Source organism: Vibrio sp. 2-Bac 85, from assembly GCF_037546705.1.
In the GTDB taxonomy this organism is placed as follows: domain Bacteria; phylum Pseudomonadota; class Gammaproteobacteria; order Enterobacterales; family Psychromonadaceae; genus Psychromonas.
In genome coordinates this window covers 97,762-120,674 of record NZ_JALAAB010000005.1, presented here as the reverse complement: position 1 = coordinate 120,674, position 22,913 = coordinate 97,762, and the positions used below count along the sequence as shown (strand labels likewise).

General features: G+C 36.6%; 23 protein-coding genes and 1 pseudogene. 7 read left to right on the top strand and 17 right to left on the bottom strand.

Translation table 11 applies throughout. From position 1 onward, the window contains the following. Nucleotides 1–290 precede the first annotated feature (290 nt). The 3 genes from purT (at nt 291) to MT390_RS07575 (ending at nt 2,781) form a co-directional block, all read left to right on the top strand. The gene (gene purT, locus MT390_RS07585; protein WP_499440565.1) at nt 291–1,469 is read left to right on the top strand and encodes a formate-dependent phosphoribosylglycinamide formyltransferase; all 1,179 of its coding nucleotides are present in this window, start codon (nt 291–293) and stop codon (nt 1,467–1,469) included. A 326-nt stretch (nt 1,470–1,795) separates the two neighbouring features. Continuing rightward, nucleotides 1,796–2,212 carry a SulA-like leucine-rich domain-containing protein gene (locus MT390_RS07580; protein ID WP_499440460.1) on the top strand — a complete coding sequence of 139 codons (417 nt, stop codon included), beginning with the start codon at nt 1,796–1,798 and terminating at the stop codon, nt 2,210–2,212. Between the two features lie 365 nt (nt 2,213–2,577). Beyond that, a complete protein-coding gene (locus tag MT390_RS07575; RefSeq protein WP_166370262.1) occupies nt 2,578–2,781 on the top strand; it encodes a YaeP family protein in 204 nt (67 codons plus the stop codon). A 398-nt stretch (nt 2,782–3,179) separates the two neighbouring features. Here MT390_RS07575 and serS read toward each other — a convergent pair whose 3' ends face one another. The 6 genes and pseudogenes from serS to fadR all read right to left on the bottom strand — a co-directional run bounded on the left by serS (nt 3,180) and on the right by fadR (nt 10,304). Continuing rightward, nucleotides 3,180–4,466 carry a serine--tRNA ligase gene (gene serS / locus MT390_RS07570; RefSeq protein WP_028869924.1) on the bottom strand — a complete coding sequence of 429 codons (1,287 nt, stop codon included), beginning with the start codon at nt 4,464–4,466 and terminating at the stop codon, nt 3,180–3,182. Between the two features lie 8 nt (nt 4,467–4,474). Beyond that, entirely contained in the window at nt 4,475–4,861 is a 387-nt protein-coding gene (crcB, locus tag MT390_RS07565) for a fluoride efflux transporter CrcB (RefSeq protein ID WP_499440459.1), read from the bottom strand. Between the two features lie 164 nt (nt 4,862–5,025). Then, the gene (locus MT390_RS07560; RefSeq protein ID WP_499440457.1) at nt 5,026–6,354 is read right to left on the bottom strand and encodes a replication-associated recombination protein A; all 1,329 of its coding nucleotides are present in this window, start codon (nt 6,352–6,354) and stop codon (nt 5,026–5,028) included. Next, nucleotides 6,354–6,968, bottom strand: a complete 615-nt coding sequence (gene lolA, locus MT390_RS07555; protein WP_499440456.1) for an outer membrane lipoprotein periplasmic chaperone LolA — start codon at nt 6,966–6,968, stop codon at nt 6,354–6,356. Before lolA ends, MT390_RS07560 begins: the two co-directional genes overlap by 1 nt. Before the next feature lies 1 nt (nt 6,969). Then, nucleotides 6,970–9,474 (bottom strand): annotated as a pseudogene (locus MT390_RS07550) (DNA translocase FtsK); the annotation flags it as partial. A gap of 119 nt (nt 9,475–9,593) precedes the next feature. Beyond that, the gene (gene fadR / locus MT390_RS07545) at nt 9,594–10,304 is read right to left on the bottom strand and encodes a fatty acid metabolism transcriptional regulator FadR (protein WP_166370272.1); all 711 of its coding nucleotides are present in this window, start codon (nt 10,302–10,304) and stop codon (nt 9,594–9,596) included. A 222-nt stretch (nt 10,305–10,526) separates the two neighbouring features. On the opposite strand from fadR, the gene dsbB reads away from it, so the two are divergent. Further along, complete coding sequence (gene dsbB / locus MT390_RS07540; protein WP_499440455.1) at nt 10,527–11,069, top strand: disulfide bond formation protein DsbB; 543 nt, start codon at nt 10,527–10,529, stop codon at nt 11,067–11,069. A gap of 141 nt (nt 11,070–11,210) precedes the next feature. Here dsbB and MT390_RS07535 read toward each other — a convergent pair whose 3' ends face one another. The 3 genes from MT390_RS07535 to zipA all read right to left on the bottom strand — a co-directional run bounded on the left by MT390_RS07535 (nt 11,211) and on the right by zipA (nt 14,654). Continuing rightward, nucleotides 11,211–11,471 (bottom strand): DUF5062 family protein, encoded by a 261-nt coding sequence (locus tag MT390_RS07535; protein WP_166370276.1) that lies wholly within the window; start codon nt 11,469–11,471, stop codon nt 11,211–11,213. Between the two features lie 131 nt (nt 11,472–11,602). Beyond that, nucleotides 11,603–13,630: an NAD-dependent DNA ligase LigA gene (ligA, locus tag MT390_RS07530; RefSeq protein ID WP_499440454.1), complete on the bottom strand. Its 2,028-nt coding sequence runs from the start codon at nt 13,628–13,630 to the stop codon at nt 11,603–11,605. A gap of 88 nt (nt 13,631–13,718) precedes the next feature. Continuing rightward, nucleotides 13,719–14,654: a cell division protein ZipA gene (gene zipA, locus MT390_RS07525; protein WP_499440452.1), complete on the bottom strand. Its 936-nt coding sequence runs from the start codon at nt 14,652–14,654 to the stop codon at nt 13,719–13,721. Between the two features lie 246 nt (nt 14,655–14,900). Here zipA and cysZ point away from each other — a divergent pair, with 246 nt between their 5' ends. Continuing rightward, nucleotides 14,901–15,668, top strand: a complete 768-nt coding sequence (cysZ, locus tag MT390_RS07520; protein ID WP_499440450.1) for a sulfate transporter CysZ — start codon at nt 14,901–14,903, stop codon at nt 15,666–15,668. Between the two features lie 235 nt (nt 15,669–15,903). Here cysZ and sodB read toward each other — a convergent pair whose 3' ends face one another. Further along, on the bottom strand, nt 15,904–16,488 hold the full coding sequence (gene sodB, locus MT390_RS07515; protein WP_028869913.1) for a superoxide dismutase [Fe]: 585 nt from the start codon (nt 16,486–16,488) through the stop codon (nt 15,904–15,906). Between the two features lie 206 nt (nt 16,489–16,694). Here sodB and grxD point away from each other — a divergent pair, with 206 nt between their 5' ends. After that, complete coding sequence (grxD, locus tag MT390_RS07510) at nt 16,695–17,027, top strand: Grx4 family monothiol glutaredoxin (RefSeq protein WP_028869912.1); 333 nt, start codon at nt 16,695–16,697, stop codon at nt 17,025–17,027. A 123-nt stretch (nt 17,028–17,150) separates the two neighbouring features. Here grxD and MT390_RS07505 read toward each other — a convergent pair whose 3' ends face one another. After that, on the bottom strand, nt 17,151–17,570 hold the full coding sequence (locus tag MT390_RS07505) for a hypothetical protein (RefSeq protein WP_499440449.1): 420 nt from the start codon (nt 17,568–17,570) through the stop codon (nt 17,151–17,153). A 327-nt stretch (nt 17,571–17,897) separates the two neighbouring features. After that, nucleotides 17,898–18,506, bottom strand: coding sequence for a ribonuclease T (gene rnt / locus MT390_RS07500; protein WP_166370324.1), 609 nt, complete (start codon nt 18,504–18,506; stop codon nt 17,898–17,900). Between the two features lie 124 nt (nt 18,507–18,630). On the opposite strand from rnt, the gene MT390_RS07495 reads away from it, so the two are divergent. Further along, on the top strand, nt 18,631–19,515 hold the full coding sequence (locus MT390_RS07495) for a flagellar protein MotY (protein WP_499440448.1): 885 nt from the start codon (nt 18,631–18,633) through the stop codon (nt 19,513–19,515). Nucleotides 19,516–19,526: 11 nt separating this feature from the next. Here MT390_RS07495 and MT390_RS07490 read toward each other — a convergent pair whose 3' ends face one another. The 5 genes from MT390_RS07490 to MT390_RS07470 all read right to left on the bottom strand — a co-directional run bounded on the left by MT390_RS07490 (nt 19,527) and on the right by MT390_RS07470 (nt 22,670). Beyond that, on the bottom strand, nt 19,527–20,297 hold the full coding sequence (locus MT390_RS07490; protein ID WP_499440447.1) for a spermidine synthase: 771 nt from the start codon (nt 20,295–20,297) through the stop codon (nt 19,527–19,529). Nucleotides 20,298–20,347: 50 nt separating this feature from the next. Next, entirely contained in the window at nt 20,348–20,593 is a 246-nt protein-coding gene (locus MT390_RS07485; protein ID WP_166370328.1) for a Rho-binding antiterminator, read from the bottom strand. Nucleotides 20,594–20,606: 13 nt separating this feature from the next. Further along, complete coding sequence (locus tag MT390_RS07480) at nt 20,607–21,074, bottom strand: GNAT family N-acetyltransferase (RefSeq protein ID WP_499440445.1); 468 nt, start codon at nt 21,072–21,074, stop codon at nt 20,607–20,609. Nucleotides 21,075–21,137: 63 nt separating this feature from the next. Continuing rightward, nucleotides 21,138–21,539, bottom strand: coding sequence for a phosphate-starvation-inducible protein PsiE (locus MT390_RS07475; RefSeq protein ID WP_205962987.1), 402 nt, complete (start codon nt 21,537–21,539; stop codon nt 21,138–21,140). A 249-nt stretch (nt 21,540–21,788) separates the two neighbouring features. Beyond that, a complete protein-coding gene (locus MT390_RS07470) occupies nt 21,789–22,670 on the bottom strand; it encodes a sensor domain-containing diguanylate cyclase (protein WP_499440443.1) in 882 nt (293 codons plus the stop codon). Nucleotides 22,671–22,913 lie beyond the last annotated feature (243 nt).

Genomic DNA, 22,913 nt, shown 5'->3' with positions numbered 1-22,913 from the left:
GTAGTTCAAGGCGAATTATTGAAGCAATAACTGGTTATTGAGAGATAATTTAACGAAGAAATCCGCAAAAATAAAGGTGTTGTATCGCTTTGCTTATCCTGAACTGAGGTTAACTATACCCGTTACTATCCAACATGCAAAAATCGACAATCCATAAAGTGAATAGATTCTGCGCATACAGTTGCCAGCCTAACGGATATAATACCGCGACTCAGTGTTTATACATGAGTTGAAATATGATTTACCCCCTTCTTTTCATCCATATAAGAGTGAATTAAATGACAGTTTCAATTTTAGGAAGTGCAACCAGCAAAAGTGCCACTAAAGCCTTACTATTAGGCTCAGGAGAACTCGGTAAAGAGGTCGCTATCGAATTACAACGCTTTGGTGTTGAAGTTATTGCAGCAGATAGCTACGCCAATGCCCCTGCTATGCAAGTTGCACATCGTTCGCATGTGGTCAGCATGTTAGATGGAAAACGTTTAGCTGAGATCATCCGCCTAGAAGCACCTGACCTTATCATTCCAGAAGTTGAAGCAATTGCAACTGACACATTATTAGATCTTGAAAGCCAAGGTTTTAATGTTGTACCTACCGCACGAGCGACTAAATTAACCATGGATAGAGAAGGTATCCGTCGTTTAGCAGCTGAAACATTAGCAGTGAAAACGTCTCCATATATTTTTGCTGATACTAAGCAAGAATTTTTACAGGCTGTTAAAGAAATTGGACAACCTTGTGTTATTAAACCTGTAATGAGTAGTTCAGGTAAAGGCCAGAGTGTTGTGAAAACAGATGCAGACCTAGATCACTCGTGGGCTTATTCACAACAAGGTGGCCGTACTGGTAAAGGTCGTATTATTATTGAAGGATTTGTTCCCTTTGATTATGAAATCACACTCCTAACAGTAAGTGCTGTTGATGGTATTCATTTTTGTGCGCCTATCGGCCATAGACAAGAAGATGGTGATTATCGTGAGTCATGGCAGCCACAAGCTATGTCAGAAAAAGCACTACAACAAGCACAAGAGATTGCAACTAAAGTGGTGACTGAATTAGGTGGGTTTGGTTTATTTGGTATGGAGTTTTTTGTAAAAGGCGATCAAGTATATTTTAGTGAAGTATCTCCCCGACCACACGATACAGGATTAGTCACACTTATTTCTCAAGATCTTTCCGAGTTTGCTTTACATGTAAGAGCCATACTAGGATTACCGATCGGAGCAATCACACAATACGGTGCCACTGCTTCAAGTGTTATTTTAGGGAATGGCGCCTCTCAAGATATTAAGTTTGCAAACGTAGCCGATGCTTTAGGCAAAGTACCAGGTGCGCAAATGCGTTTATTTGCAAAGCCTGATATTAACGGAAGTCGTCGTTTGGGCGTCGCTATTGCACGTGGGCAAGATATAGAGCAAGCAATCGCTAACGCTAAATTAGTAAGCCAAACAGTTGAGGTGCTTTATTAAGTTATCAATCTATAACTTAATAATAACATTAATAATAAAATAGATACTCTACTAGAAAACTAATAAGATTTAAAAGGCGATTTGCAGATGCATATCGCCTTTTATTTTTCATCACTTTTTTCATTTTTCCTTTCATCAGCTCCCTTTATAACAACGCCACTGTATTAGCATCATAAGTACTACCTTCTTCTATTTCTCTACAAAAACAGTTTAAAAATCCAACAAACCACACAAAAAATAAGCAAAGTTAACAAATTAAGCTTGATCATAAGTTCAAACACAAGTACTGTTGTTTCATACAGTGTTTATTTATACAGGTGAATCCAATGCTATCAAGATTAATTAAAACAACACAAGCTACTCCCTATTTATTACACGATTACGATCAAACCCTTTTAGCTTCAAGTTCATTAGTCAATGTGCAATACCAACAAAATGATTACCAAGCATTGCTAGAGCATATACAAAAAGGCAGCGATCAGGGCTGGATTTTATTTCTAGCGCCTCCAGGAAAACCTAACACTCAATTTTTCGAAAACGCAGGCATTGATAAAAGCAGAATGTTGATGATCGACGCAAATAAAGTTGCCGATAATTTATCACTATTATCAACATTACTTCAAAGTAACAATTACTGTACCGTGGTGACTTGGGTTAACGAGTTATCAGAGCAAACACGATTAAGTATTCAAGCAGACGCTGAATTAACAAATACCAGTTGTTTTATTTACTGTAAACATTAAGCGTATAGCGTATTCAGCCTGTTTATACCCGTTACCATTCAATATACAAATATCAATAAGCGAAAGGATCAACGGGTAAAAAAACTAAAGATCTACCCGTTTCGATATTAAACAAAAATGACAAAGTTCTAATACTGAACTGGGTGCGAATATTTAAATACTAATAACTGGATACTAATAATTGAATACTGGTGCCTACATTGATTAAAATCAGTTGTTGCGGATGATAGTTAGTTATAATTGCTGCAAACGAGTTACTAAAACTAGCCGCTAAAATTAACTAATAAAAATTGCTACGGCGATATTTGAACAGTGATACTTTACCTATCACTTGTTAATAATAAACAATTAATTAGGAAGATAAAATGTATCCATACAGTGATAAAACTAAACAATTAATAAACCTGATCGGCAGCGGTGACACCGCCTATGTTCCTAAAGCAATTACCTGTGCTATTAAAACATTAGATCAAATTGCTAATGATACAGCCTTACCAGAAAAAACCAGAGAATCAGCGGCATTCGCAGCCGCTAACTTAGTACTTAGCGATTATGATGATGAGAATTAAGCTATAAAAATATAGCTAACTAGATATCTGTAAGCTAGATACCTGTAAACCAAATAAGCGGTAAACTAGATATTAGCTAATCTGAATGCAAATAAATTAGTTTTTTAAAGTTAATATTCGATATAAAAAATTGACGCCCAATACTATTCAATATGTCAAATAGTCAAACTAGAGTACAGAGCTAATTTAGAATGGTAACGGGCATAGTAAAAAATGCCTAAAACCTGAGCACTCATGCCTGTTAAACACAGCGTGTCAGTGTGTACTCAGCCTCAATAGCTTATTATTAGTCAATACTCTATTGTTACTCTGCCTTAACTCAATAATTAGCAGAATGCCAAAAACAAAAAAGAAGCCGAAGCTTCTTTTTAATAAGTAATCGAGCAACCTATTTTAGATTAACCAATATGCGTCAAACCACCCATGTAAGGCTGTAATACCGCAGGGATCTCAATACGGCCATCGGCACATTGATAGTTTTCTAAAACCGCTACCAAAGTACGTCCAACGGCTAAACCAGAACCATTAAGAGTATGTAGTAGTTCAGGCTTTTTAGCACCGGTACGACGGAATCTTGCTTGTAAACGACGCGCCTGGAAATCACCAACATTTGAACAAGATGAAATTTCACGGTAGGTATTTTGCGCAGGCAACCACACTTCTAAATCGTAAGTTTTAGTGGCGCTGAAACCCATGTCGCCAGTACACAATACAACCTTACGGTACGGCAATTCTAAATTCTTTAAAACTTGCTCAGCATGGCCTGTTAACTCTTCTAACGCATCAAAACTTTTTTCTGGATGGACTAACTGTACCATTTCAACTTTATCAAATTGGTGCTGACGAATTAAACCACGTGTATCACGTCCATAAGAACCTGCTTCGCTGCGGAAACAAGGTGTATGTGCAGTCATTTTAATGGGTAAATCAGTTTCATCATAAATAACATCACGGCTCATATTTGTTAATGGCACTTCAGCTGTTGGAATTAATGACATGCCAATGCCTTCTTCAGTCGCTGGATTTGTGTTAAATAAATCATCGCCAAATTTTGGTAATTGCCCAGTTCCGTATAAGCTATCAGCATTTACTAGGTAAGGCACATACATCTCTGTATAACCATGTTCATTAGTGTGAAGATTAAGCATATATTGCGCTAAAGAGCGGTGTAATTTTGCTATTTGGCCTTGCATCACAATAAAACGAGAACCCGAGATTTTAACCGCTGATTTAAAATCTAAACCGCCTAATGCTTCTCCTAATTCAACATGATCTTTTACTTCGAAATCATATTGCTTAGGTGTACCCCAGGTCAACACTTCTACATTTTCACTTTCGTCTTTACCGATCGGAGCAGAGTCGTGGGGTAAATTCGGGATCATGTCATAAATAGATTTAAGTTGGTCACTGACCACAGAAAATTCTTCTTTTGCTTTTTCTAAAGCTTCACCTAATTCATTCATCGCTTCACGTAATGGTTTGATATCTTCACCACGTTTTGCCGCTTGACCAATCTCTTTTGAGCGCGTATTACGCTCTGATTGCAAGCTTTCAGTAGAGACTTGAAGTGATTTTCTTTTTTCTTCTAATTCACTAAGTAAACTAACCTCTAAATCAAAACCACGTTTTTTTAATAACTCAGCAGTTTGTTCGATATCATTACGTAAAAACTTTGCGTCTAGCATGTTATTTCCTAACCTTTTAAAACTAATAAAGTACCTAGATATGCTGCAAATAAGCATACCACTACATTTAATACCACATTTAATAGTGCCTTAAGTAACTCACCCTGTTGGATCAACAATAAGCTGTCCAATGAGAATGAGGAAAAAGTTGTTAATGCACCTAAAAAACCAACGCCAATTAATGGCCACCACGGCGTTGTAGAAATTGTTCCCTGTTGAACTAACTGAAATATATACCCCATTATCAGCGAGCCAATCACATTTACCGTAAGTGTAGCAAAAGGAAAACCTTTTCCAAAGAGACTAACTATGCCAATGCCAATTAAATAACGGAAAGTTGCGCCAAATGCACCACCAAAAGCCACGAAGCCGATATTCATCAATAAATTATTCATAATAAACTTTTATCCATCTCTTATTTGTTAACAACTTACTGAGTGCAACAGCTATGCTTGTTCATTATTCGCCTTACACTTATTAAACTTATTCACTTGAATCTGTTCACATTAAATCAGTTCTAATTATGTCAGTTTCAGTCCGAGCCTTAACAAGGTCATTATTAATAACGCTGTTTTTCACTGCGTTGATCACAAGTTTTTAAATAGCGTAATTTTTCAGAAATTTTAATTTCTAGCCCACGTTCAACAGGTTGGTAAAACTCGACGCCTTGTAAAGCTTCCGGTAAGTACACTTCACCGGCAGCATAAGCACCGACTTCGTCATGAGCATAACGATAACCTTCACCGTAATTTAAGGATTTCATTAATTCAGTAGGCGCATTGCGTAAATGATGAGGAACCTCTAGATCTGGATAAGCTTCAACGGCTTGTTTAGCCTTTGCGAAGGCACTATAAACGGCATTACTTTTAGCAGCGCAGGCACAATAAACAGCCGCTTGTGCAATTGCTCTTTCCCCTTCTTTAGGGCCTATTCTGGTAAAGCAATCCCACGCAGACATTGCCACCTGCATTGCACGAGGATCAGCATTGCCAATATCTTCAGAGGCAATCGCTAATAAACGTCGTGCTACGTATAAAGGGTCACAACCGCCTGCTAACATGCGCGCATACCAATACAAAGCAGCATCGGGATCTGAGCCACGCACGGATTTGTGAAATGCAGAAATGAGATCGTAGAAAAGGTCACCTTGCTTGTCAAAGCTAACGCCTTCTCTACCCGCTATTTCCATTAATAAACCAGTATCAATCAGCAATTTATCTTTTGTTTGTTGTCCCATATCAGCAAGCAACTCTAAATAATTAAGCGCCTTTCTTGCATCCCCTTGCACTAGTTGTGAAAGCTTATCTAATACTCCTTCAGCGAATACAATGTTATGCGCAGCAAGGCCGTGTTCAGCTTCGCAAGCTTGCTCAATCACTTCAATAATTTCTTGTTGTGATAATTTTTTTAACAGATAAACACGTGCACGAGACAACAATGCATTATTAAGTTCAAAGGATGGATTTTCTGTGGTTGCACCAATAAATAAAAATGTTCCGTCCTCAATATAAGGCAAAAAAGCATCTTGCTGAACCAAGTTAAAACGATGTACTTCATCTACAAATAATAATGTACGTCGACCAGCGGATTGGTTTTGTTTTGCAATATCGATAGCAGCACGAATTTCTTTAATACCAGATGTAACTGCAGACAGCCGCTCCACATGGGCATCACAATATTCAGCAATTAACTCAGCCAAGGTGGTTTTACCGGTACCAGGTGGTCCCCATAAAATCATGGAATGAGCAAATCCAGCTTCTAAGGCTTTACGCAGCGGTTTATCTTTTGCGATGAGGTGAGATTGGCCAATGTACTGGTCAAAATTAGTTGGCCGCATTCGTGCGGCCAAGGGTTTAAATTGATTATCAATAGTAAATAAATCTTGCATTAGCGTTGATCATCTATCTCAATACCGTTCGGTATTTTAAATTCAAAAAAATCCTTCGCAAATGTACTGTTGTTTTTATTATTTGACAGAGTAAATACACTTTTTTGGCCTTGTGATTCTTGTACAACAAATTCACTGATATTGTCGGCTTTATTAAAGATAAAAATGAATGTATTCGTTGATGCTTTTGGATCGCTACTTTTAACAATAAATTGTTGGTCTTTTCTAACCACATTAAATTGAGCCCATTGTGCAGAGTCTGCTCCTGATAACAAAGCAAAGGGTGTTCCTGCAATTGCATCTGAAAAATTCATGATAGTGACTTGCTCAATAAACGGGCTATATAACCACATATCTTGGCCGTCTGATACAATCAATTCTTCATCGGGTTGAGTCACTTGCCAATGAAAATTACCTGGACGTGCAATAGCTAATGTTCCCAAACTCTTTTGGATCACTTCCCCTTTTGGATTGATCACCTGTTGCACAAAGTCAGCATCAATAGTCGTAAATTTAGCCAGTTTTTGTTGTAATAGTTCGCTATCTGTTTGTGCTGAAGCAAGTTGAAACATAGAGCTAATCAGACATACTGTAATAAATAATATTTTTTTCATGTTAATCCTTAATAGGAGCTGGAGCTAGCACTTCACGATTACTATTAGCCCCTGACGGCGCACTAATCACACCTTGCGCTTGTAATTGATCAACAAGACGAGCCGAACGGTTATAACCAATACGGAATCGACGTTGAATACTTGAAATAGACACTTTACGTGTTTCAGTTATAAAATTAACTACCTCATCAAATAATGGGTCAATTTCATCCTCTCCTTCGGCTTGCTCACCCGGTAATAGCATATCTAAATCCGCATCTCCGGCTAGAATCTCTTGTACATAATTTGGTTGACCACGTTTTTTCCAGTCAGCAACTACTTTATGCACTTCATGGTCATCTACAAAAGCACCATGAACACGTGTTGGTACACCGACACCCGGTGGCATATATAACATATCACCATGACCTAATAAGGTTTCAGCACCTTGTTGACCTAGAATCGTTCGAGAGTCAATTTTACTCGACACTTGGAAAGCAATTCGAGTGGGAATGTTGGCTTTAATCAAACCTGTAATCACGTCAACCGATGGTCGTTGTGTTGCTAAAATTAAGTGTATACCTGCCGCACGTGCTTTTTGTGCAATACGCGTTATTAACTCTTCACATTTTTTGCCCACAATCATCATCATATCGGCAAACTCATCCACTACAACTACGATAGCAGGCAATTTTTCTAATTCTGGGGCGCTTTCTGCCATGCTATCACCGGGTTTCCATAATGGGTCTAAAATGGGCTCCCCTGCAGCTTTTGCTTTTCTGATCGCGGTATTATATCCCGCTAGATTACGGACACCAATTTCAGCTAAAAGTTTATAGCGACGTTCCATTTCACCGACACACCAACGCAATGCATTAGCGGCATCTTTCATATCAGTAACAACTTCGGTTAATAAGTGAGGAATACCTTCATACACATTTAGCTCAAGCATTTTAGGGTCAATCAAGATCATGCGTAAATCTTCAGGTGAAGATTTATACAATAAACTGACTAACATACAGTTAACACCAACCGATTTACCAGACCCCGTCGTACCCGCCACTAAAAGGTGTGGCATTTTAGCTAAGTCCACCACCACAGGTAAACCAGAAATATCTGCACCTAGAACCATGGTCAATGATGATTTACTTTCATTAAATTTGGTACAATCTAACACCTCAGATATATAAACAATTTCACGGTGTCGATTTGGCAGCTCCAATGCAATCACGGACTTACCTGGGATTTGATCTACCACACGCACACTCATTGCAGACAAAGCGCGCGCTAAATCTTTTTCTAAACTACTAACCGTACTGACTTTCATACCGGGTGCTAAATCCAGTTCAAAACGCGTGATCACAGGCCCAGGTAAAACATTCACTACATCCGCTTTAATTTTAAATTCAAGTAATTTTGCTTCAACTAAACGCGCAGCTATATCCAATTCTTGTTGGGAAATAGGATTAACCTTTTTATCGGGTCTATCTAATAATTCAATACTTGGTAAAGGTGCGATATCTTTATCAACCACAAAGCGTTCCTGCGGGCGGGCGTGCTCTGGTAGATGAGAGAAATCAACTTTAGCCTTTGCCGGCATCTGCGATTGTTGCTTAGGTTGACTGGTTGATAATGGTTTACTGGCTAAAGGTGATTCACTTACTGGCTCTTGTTCCGAGAGGCGATCATCTTGCCAATCAATATTATCAATACTTAAATCTACTGACTCATGATCATTCTCATTTACAAAAGAAGTGCCCATAAACAAATTATTATCTTGTTCTATATCATCCTGAACACCTGAAAAATCAATATTTTCAACCTCTTCTTCATCTGTATCTCGCTCGCCAAGTGCCGCTAATTTTTTCTGCTCTTTGATAGCTTGCTTTTGTTGTTTTTTCTCTAACTTCTGTTGTTTTAATTGGTATTTTTCAGCTAACAGGTCTTGATCACCTTCTGAGCGCTGCTGTTTCATTTGTTTAATCGTCTCAGGTAAGTTTCCTAACCACTCAATGGCATTTAAAGTGTGCTCACCGATACCATCAATTAAACGTATCCAAGAAAATCCGAATAATAAGGTTGTTCCAGAGATTAAAAAAGTAAGCAAAATAAGGTTAACGGCCAATAAGCTAAAAAAGCCCAACATGCTCTGCGCTAGGATGTCTCCGATTAAACCGCCCGAAGGGTAATACAGATAATCATTGACGTTGAGTGCAATTAGGGCACTTAAGCTAAAGAAGGTAAAAATAAAACCGACAATACGTAAACTCAAATTTAAAAAGTCGACATCAAAATTAAACGTCGGCTTCCATAAAATAGCCCATGCAAAAGAGACAATAATAACGGGGATTAAATACGCTAAAAATCCAAAACCAAAGAATAAAATATCGGCAATCCAAGCGCCCACTCGGCCGCCAGAATTTTGAATTTCAGCTACCCATTGCTGCTGCGACCAACTTGGGTCTACCGGAGAAAAAGTAAATAAGGATAAAGTAATGAATATGGCGACAAATGCGCTAACAATGATCCCAACTTCTAATAACTTTTGCACCCCTGACAGGTGATTTAATAATTTGCTATTTGACAAGAAAATAACCCTAACTATAAAAATGCCGAATGGCATATACGAAAAAAAATAAAACGACTTTAATCTAAAAAATTATCTGGTAATTGATCACGTAAACGTAGCCATATTTTACCGCTTGCAAAAGCAGATTCTCGCACTATTTGCATAATTTGCTGACCATCACCCTGTTCGAATACTGTTTTAATATCAGCATAAAAAGATAATGCGATTAACTTAGCTTCACTGTTAGAAAAATAAAAAGTACCCACTTTACGATACAAATCCTGTAATCCATTTAAGATCAGTACATAAATCATGTTATTTGATGACACTGCAACATGGTGATAAAAGCGATAATCAAATTCAGTAAAGACCTCGCTGCTTGCATCTGCAGAGGGAATATCCTCTAAAAACTCAATCACACTCTGACTATTATGTTTGGCTGCCATTCTTAAAATAATGGTACTTATGTTGGTCCGTACAGACATTAGTTGGTCAATAAAATCGCCGCGATGTTCCTTATCTAAACGCGTTATTGTACTTAAAATATTAAGACCTGATGTTTCCCAGAAATCATTAACCTTAGTGGACTTACCATGACGGATGGTGATCCACCCTTCTTTTGATAAACGTTGCAGTACTTCGCGTAACGTAGTGCGTGTGACACCTATTTTATCCGCGAGCAATCTTTCTGCTGGTAACTCTGAATGGATCGGAATGGACCCATTCCAAATAGACTCAATTAAGTATTGTTCTGCAACGTCTGCAGGGCCTTTCGCTTTCATTATCATGGGTATTTTGACTTTCCAATATCGTATGACGACATATTAACATATTCATTGTATTCGATGCTGACTGTTTAGAAAAACAGTATTAGCAAATAAGCAAATGTGATCTAAATCACATTGTGATTTGTAACCTTATCATTTAACACAGTAATCCGCTGTTTATAATGAACTTTTAAGGAGTACAATGTCGCTCCGTGGATTGAAATATTCTATTAGGAGAAACCATTGAGCTCAAATTCCCTTTCACCCAATTTAAAAAAACTTTCTTTGCGACGTTGGCCTTGGCTATTACTGGCGTTTAGTGCATTGGCGCTAGAGTTGTCAGCCCTTTATTTTCAGCACGTGATGAAGCTTGAACCTTGTGTTATGTGCATTTATGAACGTATCACTATGTTAGCTATCATATTCGCGGGCCTAATTGGGGCTTCTGCACCAAGTTATTTATTAGTACGTTTAATCGCTTTTGCTGTTTGGGCTGTTGGGTCAGTATGGGGATTGCTATTAGCAGTTGAACATGTAGATTATCAAATGAATCCATCACCTTTTGCTACCTGTGATTTTTTCCCTAATTTTCCAGAGTGGTTACCATTACATGAATATATGCCTTGGTTATTTAACCCTACTGGTGATTGTTCAGATATAGTTTGGCAATTTATGGGTTACTCGATGCCGCAATGGTTGATATTGAGTTTTGCTATTTATGTTGTGATTTTCGTAGTGGTTGCAGTCACTGCCATTTTACCTGCAAAAGCATCAGCCCTTAAATAACGTTCTCTTTTTGTAAGTAATGCGTTTCGTATAAGAGAGATAAAAGTCATATAAATGAAATAAAAAGATAATAGCACCTTAAAAGCAGCACCTGTTGTCACTTGTTTATGATCTACAAGTGACAACGAATGCTGTATATAATTATTTTAATAATGAATGATCTGCAGGCAAATTCTTCATTATCCACACCACTAATTTGTGACGAATATTGGCTGTGTTTTCATCGCCTTCATTTAATGGGTTAATTAGCTTATCTTGTACTAGTAATCGGTAAATACATTCTTGCTTATCTTTTGCAGAGGTTGTTTTATCAATTCCCACATAACCTCGTTTAAGGGCATAAGCGACCCCAAGCTTGGTGGCATGTTGTAATAACTGAGATTCATTTTTAATCTTTTTCATACTTATTCCTTTACTTACCGTAAACCAACCTTTCTTTATATTTAACACCGACAAACACTAATATAAAGTATCATTCACAAATAAAACTTCTATTTGTGAATGAGTTACAAGATTCTCATTAAATAATGTTATTAATCGGCTGTTTTACCTAATAACGTTAATATTGCAGCTTCATCTAAAATTTCAATCCCTAATTCCGTTGCTTTAGTTAATTTAGATCCAGCAGCGCTCCCTGCAACCAAAGTATTTGTTTTCTTGGACACACTACCAGCAACTTTAGCGCCTAATGCTTGTAAAGCCGCTTTAATATCATTGCGCGAAATAGCATCAAAGCTACCCGTAATAACGAAGGTTTTATCTAATAAAGATAACTCACTTTGATCAACTTCTTGTATCTTAGGCCAATGTACACCGGCTGCTAATAACTGCTCAACAACTGTTAAGTTATGTTCTTCGCGGAAAAAATAGTAAAGATGTTTAGCGACAATCTCTCCAACATCGCTAACACTTTTTAATGACTCAATACCTGCGGCAATGATAGCGGGTAAGGTTTTATAATGATTAGCTAAATTAGCGGCCGTTGCTTCTCCAACTTCACGAATGCCTAAGGAATATAAAAAACGCGCGAGTGTAGTTTTTTTGCTTAGTTGTAAACTATTTACTAGTTTCTTCGCCGAGGTTTCCCCCATTCGAGGCAAACTAGCCAGCTGTTGAGCGGTTAACGAAAAAAGCTGAGAAGGATCTTTGATCATATTATGGTCAACTAACAATTCCACTAATTTATCGCCCAACCCATCAATATCCAAGGCCTTACGAGAGGCAAAATGTTTAATCGCTTGTTTGCGTTGCGCTTCGCAGAATAAGCCCCCTGTACAACGTGTTACCGCTTCTCCCTCAATACGCTCAACATCACTGCCACAAACAGGACACGCTTCAGGAAAAATAATTTCTTGGGTTAACTCACTATTACGTTGATCTAATACCACCCTTGCTACCTGCGGGATCACATCACCTGCTCGTCTTACAACAACAACATCGCCAATCAAAATCCCTAAGCGTTGAATTTCATCTTTATTATGTAACGTTGCATTAGAGACTGTCACACCACCAACAAAAACTGGCTTCAACTTCGCAACCGGCGTAATAGCACCAGTACGCCCGACTTGAAATTCTACATTCTCTACAACTGTTACAGCTTCCTCAGCCGGAAATTTATAGGCAGTAGCCCAGCGCGGAGCACGAGCAACAAACCCCATTTTTTGTTGTAGAGCAATATCATCCACTTTATAAACAACACCGTCTATTTCATAAGTTAAAGACGGTCTTTTTTGTGCAATCTTGTCGTAAAAATCATGGCAAGCATCTTTACCTATAACACGTTTTACTTCGCTTGAAACAGGTAAGCCCCAAGCCTTTAGTTGCTCAATACGTTGATATTGACTGTTCGCTAACTCACCTTCAAAAACTCCTACTGCGTAACAATAAAAAGCTAATGGACGTGCAGCAGCTATTTTAGAATCTAACTGGCGTAAGCTTCCAGCGGCGGCATTGCGAGGATTAACAAAAGGTTTTTCACCTGCGGCAATCAACCCTTTATTTAATTTGTCGAAGCCGGCTTTTAACATAAAGACTTCACCACGTACTTCTAACACTTCGGGTATATTCTCCCCTCGAAGTTTGAGTGGTAAATTAGTAATGGTTTTAACATTTTCTGTTACATTTTCACCAGTTAGACCATCACCTCGAGTTGCCGCTTGAACCAATACACCATTTTCGTAAATGATACTAGCTGCTAAGCCATCTAGTTTTGGTTCAATACAAAAAGCAGTTTCAGCTAGAGGAGATTTCTCCATCACACGCTGCATAAAATCATTTAATGAGTCACTATCAAATACATTATCCAAGCTCAACATAGGTAATTGATGTGTTACCTGTTCAAACTTTGATAAAGCAGCACCACCTACTTTTTGAGTTGGTGAATTGATCGAGACTAAATCAGGATTTTCTATTTCAAGCTTTTGTAAAGCTTGGAAAACACGATCATATTCCGCATCAGGTACCGAAGGAGCATCCTGTACGTAATATTGATAATTATATTCCCCTAATAATTCGCTTAGTTGTTGTATTTGTTGTTCTACTGTTTGCTTATTATCACTCATCAATCTTTGCTCTTATTTATTTGTTTTTACTAATAAAAAAACCTCGTAAACGAGGTTCTTCTAGAAAGTGGTAAATACCCTTTCAATGTTATTGGTATTGTTGTAAACGCTGACGATACTCCATAAATTGTTCAGGGGTAAATTTCTCTCTTTTTTCATTTAAAACTTCACAGTCAAATTCTTCTGCAGCTTGCTCTACTGCCCGCAACATCATATCGAAGGATTTATTTACACTAACTTTATCATTTGGGGCGGTGAAGAAAAATGAAATACCAGGAGAGTTAAATTGTTCCATATAATCTAAATCAAAGGTACCCGGTGCCATCATATTAGCGATGCTAAATAATACTTCACCAGTGCCGTCTGAATGCTCATGTCGATGGAAGATGTTCATATCTCCGTAACGAAAACCCGATGTTAAAAAGAATTGCAATAGCTCATGACCACCTAAACGTTCGCCTTGTTTGGCAGCGATATTAAAAATAAATAATTCATCGGGCAGCTTTTGTTCAACTTGGCTAGTTTGCGCAGTTTCACTTACTTGCTTAGCGTCGATAGCTTGTTTAGGGTCAGTAGCTTTAATGTCATCTTTATTTGCTAATTCAATATCACTGATGATCTGATCAACACTGGTGATACTATTTACATCAGGCTGTTGTTTGCTTTCAGGCTCAAGTTTATCAATCACTTGATCTTTTTCGTCTTGAAATACAATAGGGTCGGTATCGTTATTGTCTTCTTGTGCATCAATATTAAAATTGATCACCTCTGACTGATCTTTATCGTCTGAAAGATGTGAAGAAAAAGCCATTGAATCAAAGTCACGTTCACGATTGAATGAGTTAGATGATTGTTTATCTTGATCATTAAAGGATTCGTCTCCTTCTTCCAATTCATCATATTTCTCTTCTTGTTCCGCGAGCAAGGCTAACTTGTTTTTCCTGTTGAGTAAAAAACCATGAATTAATACGCCGGCAATAGCCAAAATACCAATTGCAATAAGAATAGGTTGAAAGTGCTGCATTATTGATTCTCTTGATTGATCATAGATAACTTTATGACCCTTAAATTACCTTGTATCAAGCTGTGCGTCTATCATTTGCCACTAATTTTTTGCAAAACTGCTAAGGAATTTATAAAAGAGATCAATTATTAGCGAATATTTACACTTTATGTCCATTTACTATCAACAAGCATTGATTTTTGTATCTTGAATGATAACCGCTATACAAGGTAATATCGTCTGATATAACAATGACAAGGTTTAATCATGAACAATGAACGTTTAATTCATCAGCCATTATCCGGCATAGGGTATTTATTTAAAGGTGTACAACTTCTTCGTCATCCCCAACTAAGAATGTTTGTACTCATTCCATTATTTATTAATGTATTGATCTTCGCCAGTGCATTCTGGTTTTTATTTTCTAGCATTACCGACTGGATAGATGCTTACATGCAGGAGCTTCCATCTATTTTAACTTGGTTATCCTATGTGCTTTGGCCAATCATTATTTTTTCTATTTTATTTTTATTCTCATTTATATTTTCGACTATTGCCAACTTAATTGCGGCACCATTCAATGGTTTGTTAGCTGAAAAGACTGAAATGTTATTAACCAATAAACCTATCAATGATGAAGGTTGGCAGGATTTATTTAAAGATTTACCAAGAATATTTAAACGAGAATGCCAAAAATGGCTATATTTCTTGCCTCGTATTTTAGGTTGTTTAATTCTATTTTTAATACCAGTGGTGGGCCAAACCGTCGCGCCTATTATTTGGTTTATCTTTGCAGGATGGATGATGGCAATTCAGTACGCTGACTACCCCTTTGACAATCATAAAGTTTCTTTTACTAGCATGCGCACCATTTTAGGAAAACGCTACGGTAAAAATATTACCTTTGGAATGGTAGTTAGCCTCTGCACTACGTTACCTATTTTAAACTTTATTATTATGCCCATTGCTGTTTGTGGTGCAACCGCTGCTTGGGTTGATATCTATAAAAATCAAGCACTAACTATAGATCAATAAACCTCAAGAATAGAGTTCAACCATTATTAATCCATGACGATTGATAATGGTTAGTGTCATTATTAAACCGCACATATAAACTACACATACAAAAAAACCTATCCTGATCATTCGATCAGCGATAGGTTTATATTCAATGGCCATTAATAAAATAGTTCCATTGATGGCAAACTAAAAATATCAATCATCGCCCGAATAGACGATGCTCGATACTTCCAGCTTAGTTTATAGGTAATTAAGCAGCGAAGTTCTTAGCTACAAATTCCCAGTTAACTAATGCCCAAAAACCATTTAGGTAGTTAGGACGTACATTGCGGTAATCAATGTAATAAGCATGTTCCCATAAATCAACAGTTAGAAGTGGTGTAGTACCTTCTTCAGTTAATGGAGTACCTGCGTTTGATGTATTAACGATTTCTAATGAACCATCTGCTTTTTTAACTAACCAAGTCCATGAAGAACCAAAGTTGTTAACAGCTTTATCATTTAACTGTGCTTGGAATTCAGCAAAAGAACCAAATTTTGCATCAATAGCAGCTGCAAGTTCGCCCGTAGGTTCACCGCCAGCATTAGGCGCTAAACAGTTCCAGTAAAATGTATGGTTCCAGATTTGTGCAGCATTGTTAAAAACGCCACCTTCAGAAGTTTTAATGATTTCTTCTAAAGATTTTTCAGCAAGATCAGTACCTTCAACTAAACCGTTTAATTTAGCAACGTAAGTAGCGTGGTGCTTACCATGATGAAACTCTAACGTTTCAGCTGAAATGTGTGGTTCTAATGCATCTTTTGCGTAAGGTAATGCTGGTAATTCAAAAGCCATTTTAAATTCTCCTAATAGAGGCTGAGGGGGATATCAATTTTAACGACCATTTATACTTTCTTTATGAATAAAAAGCCACAACAAAAATTGAGCTAGATCATTTTTTATCTATGGTAGAATAATCGCAAATTCATAGTAAGATTGCACGCTTACAACTGATATAATGTGCAATTAATTAATAATATGCTGTCGTTAGAGGAAAAATAATGGAAACTTTAGATAAAATCAAAGAACAATTAAACGAAAATACAATTTTGTTATACATGAAGGGGTCGCCTAAATTACCAAGTTGTGGTTTTTCTTCGCAAGCTTCACAGGCATTAATGCAATGTGGACAACCTTTTGCTTACGTTGATATCTTACAAAACCCTGATATTCGTGCTGAACTACCAAAATATGCTAACTGGCCTACTTTCCCTCAATTATGGGTAGAAGGCGAGCTTGTAGGTGGTTGCGATATTATCTTAGAAATGTTCCAACAAGGTGAATTACAACCGTTAATTACAGCCGCAGCTGAAAAAGCAAACGCAGCAGAGTAATTATTAAGCATCATACTGCTTAAATATTACCTAAGCAGTATGAGTTTATAAAGGCTAACACAATCTTGGTTGTGCTAGCCTTTATATCTACTTGAAACCTTTACCTATCTCCAACTATACTATTCAACTGCTTTTGCAACTCACATCTGAATAAGCAACACCAACATTATTATAAGCGCCAATGCGATAGCAATAAGTACTACCTTGTTTTACTTTTTCATCTAAATAAGTCGTTTTATCCATCTCTAAGGCTGTTAGTAATATAAAATCGCCACTTTCACTGGTACTTCTTTCAATCAAAAAACCTTCTTCATTATCGGCTAGATCTTCCCAATGTACTTCAATGGAAATATAGTCTGGCAGCAAATCAATTGCATTATTAGTGCGACCACCTACTTCAGAACCATCAACTTGCTTTTCAATACCTAATTCTGCATTAGCCAACGCTTCGGCATTTTCCTCATCAACATCTACCGCACAACCTGCTAATGGCAGTAAGATCATTAAAGCAAACAATTTACACCATTTTATTTTTTTCATCATTATCTTCATCACTTTTACACAATACCTTTATAGAGCCATTTATATACAATTAAGACCAAACTAAACGATCAATTAATTTCCAGTACCTATGGACCCTATAGATGACAAAAGATTCAATGAAAAACAAAAAACATCAAAATGAAGATTAAAAATTCACTTAACAAAACAACATTAAACAAAAAAAATCAATAACTTAAAATTAAAAATATAAATGCAAACAACACATTTAAATCAAATAATTATATTTAACATGATTAATATATTGAAATATAAAGAGTTCTAAAATTAATTAAATTATTTTGCATTTAAACTAAAAATAATTGCTTATTACCAGCCACCTAATGCTTTATAACGATTAACCATGTAATAAAATAGTTCTGCGGTGACTTCAGTATCATAGAGAGCAGAATGTGCTTCTTTATTATTATAATCAACTCCCGCCTCTGCACAGGCTTTAGCCAATACTGTTTGACCTAATGTTAATCCAGCCATGCTCGCGGTATCAAATGAAGCAAAAGGATGAAAAGGGACACGCTTCAGCTTGCAACGGTCGGTTGCTTTATTAATAAAGCCTTGGTCGAATGAGGCATTATGAGCAACAATAATGGCACGATTACAATCGTTCAATTTTTGATATTTACGCACTTTTTTAAAAATCTCGGTTAATGCCTCACGCTCATCAACAGCGTTACGTAAAGGATTAAAAGGGTCTATTCCTGTAAAGCTAAGCGCCTTAGGATCTAATTCAGCGCCTTCAAATGGCATTACATGGAAATGAATTTTATCCACGCTATTTAAGTACCCTTGCTCATCCATTTCAGGAAAAATGGCCGCGATTTCTAAAATCGCATGACAATGAGGATCTAATCCTGATGTTTCAATATCAATTATAACTGGGTAATACCCTCTGAAACGCGCTGCTAATTGGTTATCCATTTCATCTCACTATTAAATAAAGTCTGAGGATTATGCCAGAAAGTGGTAAAAATCGCATAATTTTACTAAAGATATTTATCCCTCTGCCGATATATGAAGCAGTATTAAAAAATATCGAGCAACTATGAAAAATATTACAATAAAAAATATTTATCCTTTACTACTAATGATGACAGCTATGCCAGCGCTTTCTGCTAATAAGCAGTACAATGCAGGTTTGGATAATTCTAACTGGTATTTGAGTAGTTCATCACCGATACAGTGCACTCTTGAACACCCTATTCCTCGTTATGGTCAGGCTAACTTTGTGGTCAAAGCGAGTAAAAAAATCAATTTAGATTTCAAGCTAGACAGTCGACGAGCAATGCCAACCTCTGAAGTTGTGCAATTAAAATCCGTGCCTCCACAATGGCGACCAGGTGCGGTACCTGAACTAATTGACACGGTCACATTCCATCAACAGTTTGATGGTTACGTGACCAGACAAAGTGCATGGCGCATGCTAAATGAACTTGAAAGAGGTCAATACCCAACCTTTTATTTTCATGATTGGTACAACAATAATCAGATGGTTAGTGTCGGACTCTCTTCAATCAATTTTAATAAAAGTTATGATGACTTTAATAATTGTATCTCACGTTTATTACCCTACAATTTTGATGATATTTCTTACAGTATTTTACACTATAAAAAAGATGGCTCATTATTAACGCAATTTTCTAAAAAACGTCTAAAAATGATTGGTGATTACATAAAACATGATGAAACGATCAATGTTATTTTGGTGTCGGGTTACTCTGATAGTTACGGTGAAATTAATGCCAATAGGGTGTTATCTGAAAAAAGAGCCAACTCGGTAAAAGAATATTTATCGGAAATAGGATTTAATAACGATAAAATTAAAGTCTCTGGTTTTGGTGAAAAACACCATATTGCCGATAATAGAAGCGTACTTGGCAGAGAACAAAATAGACGAGTGGTTATTTCAATTGAGAAAGAAGAGATATAACGCGTATTGGATCATGATGCTTCGCTATTTATATAAATCACTTTATCAAGCAGCCTGTCGATATTAAATAATATAGATTGAGTGAGTTCTGTTATGTCCTTGACCAGTATCGATAAATCAGGGATTTTTTGTAAGCTACATATAAGCACAATATTGCTGTAATCTGTAAATTCAACCAAAGCTATGTGAGGAAATTGTTTTTTAATTGCCGACAAAGCATTGAATAACTCTTGATTTGTATCTGCTTGAATATTGATCATCAGTACAGCTTGCTCAGTGGTTATATTCGCAATCTGCTCATAAAAGTTAGAGGTAAATAAAAAGTCAGGGCTTTTTTCGCCGATAAACAAATCACAAATGACCACATCATAAACCTCAGTAGTCTGATCTATATATTGCTCCGCTTTTTGACAAAAAACCTTCACTTGCTTGGGTAAATTAAAGTAACTTGTCGCCATATCAATAATTGATTGTGAAGCCTCAACGGCGCTCAATGTTAAGTTTGGTATGGTAACTAATGCACGCTCTAAAGCAGCTCCCCCCAACCCTAAATTTAAAATTGAAAGTGGCGTTTTTTTAAAGAGTAAAAATAGCAGTAATGACCGAGAAACTGGCGTTAGAATTTGCGTCGACAGATGTTTATTCATCACCGATTGTATAGAGAAACCTCCGTATTCAAACCATCTTAATTGATCAGTTTCTTTAACAACTAATAACACCCCATCAATCATCTTTTGTTCAACAACAAAAGAACCTTCCATTGGTAAAGCTTCTCTATTCATGACAGCTTAATTCCTAGATGAAGTAGATAAAAGAAGAACTAGCATTACTATCAAGTAAAAGAAATGCTACCCAAATGCGGGTTCTTAATAGTAACTTCGAGTGTAGAAATAGTATCCAACACGATATAACTTTCAACACTATCAATGTTCATTTTAATGCACTCTTCTCTGCCACTATTACGTCCAGTATCAATGGCAACTCCTTCAAGTATTTTTCCTGTTTTTAACCTAATTTTGATCGGGTAATGGTACATGCATACTATTTCAATGGTGTCGTAATGTTCGCAACTTATCATGCTACTTGTCCTTTTATACGGAAAGTGACTTGTACATACTATAATTAGTCAGTTCTATACCCTCTCGCATTACTTTGTTTTCAGCCTCAACCTCAAAAGAAAATTTTTCAAAAAAGGGTTTAGCGACAAGCGATGCATGGACGGTTAAACGTTTTAGACCGGCTTCAACAGCAACAATACAAATATACCGTAATAATGAAGATGCGACGCCTCTTCTTTGCATAGTAGGTGCAACGTAGAGACAGCCAATGTATCCCTTTGAATCTAATTCAATAAATCCAGCTATTTTATTATCGATAAGCAATAAGTATGGTTTGCTAATCAACAAGCGCTTTTTCCATTTATTATTATCAATGATACCCGCAGTCCAAGCCTTTCTTTGTGCTTGTGAGTAAAGATCTTCTTGTATCGCATGTACTGCAGCATATAAAACATCAGCCACTTCAGCAGAATGTTGCGGAGTATATTCGACTATTTTCATATATCCTCATTGCTGTAACACTACATGCCAGCTTTATTTAATATCTCACATATAAAAAGTTGTTTATAAATTTTTGTCTGTATTACCATATGGATACTTTATATGGCCGTATCTAATGACTAGTATGGCTAATACGATAATCAGAATAGATGCAGATAACCCTAACATTCTTATTGTGTCCAAATTTTTCATATCTAAAATCATATATCGCGCTAATGCAACGACGGTGATATAGAGTGGCATACGTACAGGCAAGCGTCCTGATTTTAAATATAAACTCACCATCGCAAAGACTTCTAAATAAATAAACAGAAGGAGTAAATCCGACAATGTTACCTCTCCGTTAGAAATCACTATCCAGACTTCATTCGCCATGGCAACCACGGTTAATAATGCAATAACGAATAACCCAATATGCTCGACTAAGGATAACGCTCTATATCCTGCTTTCTTAACCTTTAACACTGGAATGCTCCTTGAAACGAATTGTAATAATGAAGTGCTCTATTCTATTCTTGAATTCAGCTTAGATACAACTGATAAATGCATGCCCTTATTTGTCAGATTAAGCATTACTGATTTTTGAACCTAGTAATACACTATTGCTTATTTTATTGCTGATTGCTTTTATCGGAGGTGGTTGTCTATGGTTAACTTTAGTACGTGTTTCATTTTTTCTGTCGCTAATTGTTCAGTATGTAAAATATAATGAATTTACAAGCTTGCCACTCTATTTCTGCCTTGTTGTTTTGCATTATATAATGCCTGATCCGCTCTATTTATTAACGTATCAATTGTATCTTCGGCTTTAAAGCTTGCGACACCAAAACTTCCAGTTATATGATTGACCGTTTTAAACTGATTATTTTCAACTGCCTCTCTTAATTTTTCTGCTAGTTTTAACGCACCATTTAAATCAGTTTCGTTACAGATAATCAAAAACTCTTCTCCTCCCCACCTGCCTACAGTATCAATAACACGCGCATTATTTTTTAAAATAGAAGCCATTTCAACTAAGCATTGATCACCAACCAGATGTCCAAAATTATCATTAACTTTTTTATAATGGTCGATATCAAACATAATAATACTCAATGGGTGTGCAAAACGTTTTGATTGCTCTATTTGTAAATCAAGCACTGAATCAAGTTCCAATCTATTGATTAAATTGGTTAGTGCGTCTGTTTTCGCTAATGTTAGTGCTTTCTCTTCCAATTTTTTTTGGTAAGTAATATCCGTCGAAATACCTAAGATACCGATAATGAGGTTAGGTAATGTTTCTGAATAGAGAGGTGTTTTCACTTCAAGGTAAACTTTCTTATCAGCACTATCTTCATTGATAGTAATTTCTTCTCTAGTTTCCTGACCAGACAAAACCTTCAAGTCTATTTCTCTTAACTTTTCTACTATTTCAGGGGAAAATAATTGTTGATCTCGAATTAAATGCAAATCTTCAGCTGCACATTTAAATAAGTCCAGAGTGTATTTATTAGCGTAAATATATTTTGATTCAGTATCTTTTATATAAACAAATGACTGCAGATTATCTAACGCAGCATGTAGACCTCTAAGTTTATTAAGGTGATTTGATATCATGAACAATCCTTTGGCTCGTTTTTATGAATGACATATAATTGTATTTTTTGAATATGGATACTGCACTATAAGATATTAGTAAATTGACTCGATAAGGCATTAAAGAGGCAATAAAGTTTCATTCACTTAAGGACAACTGATATTTTGCTATTTAATATGTGTTTGCTTGAGGCTGTAATAAAACCGGTGTCGCTTTATCTCAAAGAGCAATAAGCCACTGTAAAACACATGAAAGACAACATA

Bases quoted from the DNA above. Each gene is read 5' to 3' on its own strand.
- MT390_RS07580 (WP_499440460.1), top strand. From the start codon at position 1,796: ATGCTATCAAGATTAATTAAAACAACACAAGCTACTCCCTATTTATTA.
- MT390_RS07575 (WP_166370262.1), top strand. From the start codon at position 2,578: ATGTATCCATACAGTGATAAAACTAAACAATTAATAAACCTGATCGGC.
- serS (WP_028869924.1), bottom strand. From the start codon at position 4,466: ATGCTAGACGCAAAGTTTTTACGTAATGATATCGAACAAACTGCTGAG.
- crcB (WP_499440459.1), bottom strand. From the start codon at position 4,861: ATGAATAATTTATTGATGAATATCGGCTTCGTGGCTTTTGGTGGTGCA.
- MT390_RS07560 (WP_499440457.1), bottom strand. From the start codon at position 6,354: ATGCAAGATTTATTTACTATTGATAATCAATTTAAACCCTTGGCCGCA.
- lolA (WP_499440456.1), bottom strand. From the start codon at position 6,968: ATGAAAAAAATATTATTTATTACAGTATGTCTGATTAGCTCTATGTTT.
- fadR (WP_166370272.1), bottom strand. From the start codon at position 10,304: ATGATAATGAAAGCGAAAGGCCCTGCAGACGTTGCAGAACAATACTTA.
- MT390_RS07535 (WP_166370276.1), bottom strand. From the start codon at position 11,471: ATGAAAAAGATTAAAAATGAATCTCAGTTATTACAACATGCCACCAAG.
- ligA (WP_499440454.1), bottom strand. From the start codon at position 13,630: ATGAGTGATAATAAGCAAACAGTAGAACAACAAATACAACAACTAAGC.
- zipA (WP_499440452.1), bottom strand. From the start codon at position 14,654: ATGCAGCACTTTCAACCTATTCTTATTGCAATTGGTATTTTGGCTATT.
- cysZ (WP_499440450.1), top strand. From the start codon at position 14,901: ATGAACAATGAACGTTTAATTCATCAGCCATTATCCGGCATAGGGTAT.
- sodB (WP_028869913.1), bottom strand. From the start codon at position 16,488: ATGGCTTTTGAATTACCAGCATTACCTTACGCAAAAGATGCATTAGAA.
- grxD (WP_028869912.1), top strand. From the start codon at position 16,695: ATGGAAACTTTAGATAAAATCAAAGAACAATTAAACGAAAATACAATT.
- MT390_RS07505 (WP_499440449.1), bottom strand. From the start codon at position 17,570: ATGATGAAAAAAATAAAATGGTGTAAATTGTTTGCTTTAATGATCTTA.
- rnt (WP_166370324.1), bottom strand. From the start codon at position 18,506: ATGGATAACCAATTAGCAGCGCGTTTCAGAGGGTATTACCCAGTTATA.
- MT390_RS07495 (WP_499440448.1), top strand. From the start codon at position 18,631: ATGAAAAATATTACAATAAAAAATATTTATCCTTTACTACTAATGATG.
- MT390_RS07490 (WP_499440447.1), bottom strand. From the start codon at position 20,297: ATGAATAGAGAAGCTTTACCAATGGAAGGTTCTTTTGTTGTTGAACAA.
- MT390_RS07485 (WP_166370328.1), bottom strand. From the start codon at position 20,593: ATGATAAGTTGCGAACATTACGACACCATTGAAATAGTATGCATGTAC.
- MT390_RS07480 (WP_499440445.1), bottom strand. From the start codon at position 21,074: ATGAAAATAGTCGAATATACTCCGCAACATTCTGCTGAAGTGGCTGAT.
- MT390_RS07470 (WP_499440443.1), bottom strand. From the start codon at position 22,670: ATGATATCAAATCACCTTAATAAACTTAGAGGTCTACATGCTGCGTTA.